At 35.6% G+C, this 4,055-nt stretch carries 4 protein-coding genes and 1 pseudogene; 2 read left to right on the top strand and 3 right to left on the bottom strand.

From position 1 onward, the window contains the following. Positions 1 to 133: 133 nt before the first annotated feature. Together ACOI1C_RS22275 and ACOI1C_RS22270 are read right to left on the bottom strand one after the other, a co-directional pair. Positions 134 to 658 carry a hypothetical protein gene (locus tag ACOI1C_RS22275; RefSeq protein WP_422512830.1) on the bottom strand — a complete coding sequence of 175 codons (525 nt, stop codon included), beginning with the start codon at positions 656 to 658 and terminating at the stop codon, positions 134 to 136. A gap of 26 nt (positions 659 to 684) precedes the next feature. Next, complete coding sequence (locus tag ACOI1C_RS22270) at positions 685 to 1,179, bottom strand: hypothetical protein (protein WP_422512829.1); 495 nt, start codon at positions 1,177 to 1,179, stop codon at positions 685 to 687. 331 nt (positions 1,180 to 1,510) lie between these two features. Here ACOI1C_RS22270 and ACOI1C_RS22265 point away from each other — a divergent pair, with 331 nt between their 5' ends. Further along, complete coding sequence (locus ACOI1C_RS22265) at positions 1,511 to 2,794, top strand: IS110 family transposase (protein WP_422512828.1); 1,284 nt, start codon at positions 1,511 to 1,513, stop codon at positions 2,792 to 2,794. Positions 2,795 to 3,208: 414 nt separating this feature from the next. Beyond that, the gene (locus ACOI1C_RS22260) at positions 3,209 to 3,574 is read left to right on the top strand and encodes a hypothetical protein (protein ID WP_422512827.1); all 366 of its coding nucleotides are present in this window, start codon (positions 3,209 to 3,211) and stop codon (positions 3,572 to 3,574) included. A 300-nt stretch (positions 3,575 to 3,874) separates the two neighbouring features. Here the strand turns inward: ACOI1C_RS22260 and ACOI1C_RS22255 are convergent. Next, positions 3,875 to 4,055: pseudogene (locus ACOI1C_RS22255) on the bottom strand (hypothetical protein); the annotation flags it as partial.

Genomic DNA, 4,055 nt, shown 5'->3' with positions numbered 1-4,055 from the left:
GTATGGAACTCCCGTCCCGTTTTTCATTCACATTGTTCACAAAAAGCCCCTGTAGAGTAGTCCTTTTAAAAGTGTCTACTCTACAGGGGATAGTTTATAAATAGGTTTGCTTTTTTATAGAGTATTTCAGAGTTTAATACTTATTTTCATTTTTTATCTTTGCTTCAATATTACTTATAAAAATATCTTCGGTAAATTCATCTGTAAGACCTTTAATTTTAGATTTATATACACCTTCTTTTTCTGGAACAATTGCTAGATTAGTTAATTCGTAATAATAACCATCAGTGCCTTCAGTTAAAAACATAAAGTACTTTCTATTCTCATTTCCATCTATATAGTCTAAAGCTTGATTTAAAATAATTTCTTTTGTTTTTTCTCCTTTAATTACTTTCTCGATACTCAATGTCGATAATTGTCTATTAGACACTTCTTCTTCTGCTACACCTTCAGCGATTTTCTTTTCTATCTTTTTCACTTTTACTACAGCTATTAAATCCGATTCTAAAACTAGCTCCTCAATGTTTTTATCAGGCCAATCAGCATGAGCTTCTGTTGATACTCCGTCATTTGTTTTACTATTCACAATATAAGTTAATGATAGTGCGGATCCTAAAAGAAAAAGGCAACTTAGAGCATACAATAAATATTTTTTCATTTTTTGTCCCTCCTCAATTATAAACTTTAATATCCTCTATAACTCTTAACGTCTTGAACATCGTGATATCTAGGTGTTGTATTTGTTCTAATTCTGTAATAACTCATAACTGAAGTATCTGTGCCATCTGGTTGGTCATTCAAGAATAGTGCGTGTCCAAGTTCATGTACTGCAGTACTTATTGCAATTGTGTAGTAAGTAGAATTTGGATATGTTCTTGCTTGATAATCTGAAATTGTCCTTTTATTTATATGTATAGAAAACTCTGTTACTCCTCCGGCAACAACAGGATTAGGTTTATATAGTCCAAGCCAGTTGTCGCTATACTCATAATGAGCAATTAGGTTATTTGCATATGGAGCTTCCCCAATCCGAGTATTGGCGGCATCATTCCACTTCATAGATGCTGAAGATGCAATATATTGACAATTACTCCCTCCACATTTAAATCCAATAACATCAAATGAATAACCATAATTATATTTATGGGCAAAAGCGGCTGTAGTTAGACTAAAGAACATAACAGCACTAATAACAGTTACAATTTTAATGAAATTATTTTTTTCACCTTACTTCCTCCTCTTTAAATAACTCTAGTGGTTGCAACCAACTTAAAAATACCATAAAACGGTTTATCTATATTCCTTTTTTGTAAAAACAGTACTTTTGTACTATTCTAAATTTTTAAATATATTGTAAAATTCAATCAAGATTTATTTTGAGAATAGGAGCATTCCTGTAATGAAGAAATTTGGGGTTTGAACAAAATAAGTCCCCTTGGTATCATACAAGGTGTCCAAAGCTTCGAAGCAAAAAATGGACCCTTAATTAAGTAACCAAGGAGGACTTGTAATGAATTATACTCAAAATCAAAAAATCTCGCAAATCACACCATCAACTTTGGTGGTAGGCATTGATATTGCCAAAGACAAACATGTAGCACGTGCTCAAGATGATCGAGGAATTGAGTTTGGAAAACGACTGTTCTTTGAAAATAGAATTCATGGATTTGAAACACTAGTAGAATGGATGGAAAAACACAAACGTGAAAACCAGAAAAACCATGTAATTATTGGAGTAGAACCCACCGGCCACTACTGGTTGAATCTAGCTTATTATCTGACGGCAAAGGGGTATGATTTCGTACTAGTAAATCCGATGCACGTAAAGAAAAGCAAGGAACTTGACGACAATTCCCCAACTAAAAATGATACAAAGGATGCCAAAGTAATCTCACAGCTAATTAAAGATGGGCGATATTCCGTACCCAATCTCTTAGAAGGTATTTATGCCGAGCTAAGAGAAGGCGTCAAATTAAGAGATCAGCTCACTAAACAGCTGTTAATTATTGAGGGTCGAATCCAGAATTGTATTCAACGTTATTTTCCAGAGTTTTTCGATGTGTTTGGAGACTGGGAAGGAAAAGCTGCCCTGTGTACGTTACGTCTGTTTCCGTTTCCTCATCAGATTGTGGAGTATACTCCAGAAGAAATCCTCTTGGAGTGGAAACCATTTGTGAAACGTGGAGTAGGAATTAAGAGGGCGACCAGACTTGTGGATAAAGCCAGAAAAAGTATAGGAATTACAATTGGCTTGACGTTTGCGAAACGCGAATTAGAAAGCCTGATTGATCAATATGATCTGTACAAAGAACAAATTGGAAAATTGGATCAAGAACTAGAGGCCCTTGTAGTTGAACTTCCTGGGGCTAAGGAATTGATCAACATTACTGGACTTGGCCCTATTACGGTGGCTACAGTTTTCGCTGAAATAGGAGATATTAGGAACTACAGTCATCCACAGCAGTTAGTAAATCTAGCTGGTTTATCCTTACGAGAACATAGCTCGGGCAAATTAAAAGGTCAAACAAGGATTTCCAAAAGAGGTCGGGGTAGGCTTCGAAGAGCCTTGTATTTAGCTATTCGGCCACTCGTCGCTCATAATCCAACTTTCAAAGCGCTACATCAGCACTACACAAAGCGACCTGAAAATCCGCTTAAAAAGCAGCAATCACTAATTGCTTTGTGTTGTAAATTACTTCGAGTATTTTTTGTTATCGGACAAAGACAATGTGAATTTGATGGTTCAAAGCTTTTACAAGGTCTGCCTCAAATAGCTACACTACAGGCTGCCTAAACGATTTAGTAAAAAGTATAAATAACCAATACTTCAGTTATGCCTTAAACTAACAAACACCAATAGTGCAGAGTCGGAGCTTATTTATTCCGTACGGGCAATTGACCCAGCATAGGAGCATATCCGACCTCCACCTCATGGATACGCAGGACGAAGGAATGTATGGACTTCAATCCGGTGATATATGGGAGGGTAAGCGACCGTGAGTTGTGTGGAGATACCTTACGCACGGTTATATCATAATTACCAAACCCTACCAGTTTGGGTGGTAGGATGGCCATCGTACTGTAAAATTTTTAAAGATATTGAATATGTATCCATTGTTTATGGTGTGTCAACTATCTGGTATTAATGAAAATTTAAGAATACGGGAGTATTCGGGAGGTATTTAAACTATATTGAGGGAGGATTCTTATGAAGAGAAACACACAAATTTTTCTCCTGCTAATAACAGTATTTATCCTGATTTCATGTACTCAACAAGGAAATCCTACCCCGATGGATGTATTGAAGTCTAATCCTAAAGCAGACATTTTCCTGTTTGAAGGATTAGTTTATAGAAATGCTTCAGATTTAGATTGGGTAACAGAACGAGATATAAGCAAAGGAAAATTAGTAGGGGAAATTCAAAGGGTTTCTACGAAAAAATTTAAAAACGGCACTGCTACCAAACTCCCAGTGGGGGCTAAAATATATTTATCTATTGAATCAAGTGAAGATATATTAATTGTCGAATATAAAGATAAAGAAATATTGTACTTGGGACTTTATGAGGGATAAAAAGAATTAGTTCCTTCGTGTACGGTTTCTAAGTTGTGGATTCTTTGAGACCTTCCAAGCATATATATCAACTATATATTTCCATTCTCTAATGGTTGATTCAGCTACCTTATACATATGAACAATTTCAGCTAATGAAAGTGAACCCTTCTTCCCACACTTTTAATACTTCAATTTTATATTAGGAGTGAAAGCTCTGTTAGACACAAAAATACTCCCGTTTTTAGCAGATAGATTTTTATTTTTTAATCTGTCTACATTTAGGGGAGCAAATCAATTGCCCAAGTCTTTTTTACCTAATCATTTTATTTGCCATCCATCGTAATCATACGTGGCTTTGATGTTTCCTGCCGCATCTGTAATTGCGATGACATCACCACGTGCATTGAACTGATAGTAATACACCACTTCATCTAAGCTAAAGCTGATCGGGTTTCCGCTCGCATCACGATAATATTTTAATCGTTGTACTTTAGTTGGC

It is taken from the genome of Bacillus sp. DJP31 (assembly GCF_049310945.1).
Taxonomy (GTDB): domain Bacteria; phylum Bacillota; class Bacilli; order Bacillales; family SA4; genus Bacillus_BS.
This window is presented reverse-complemented; position numbering and strand designations above follow the sequence as displayed.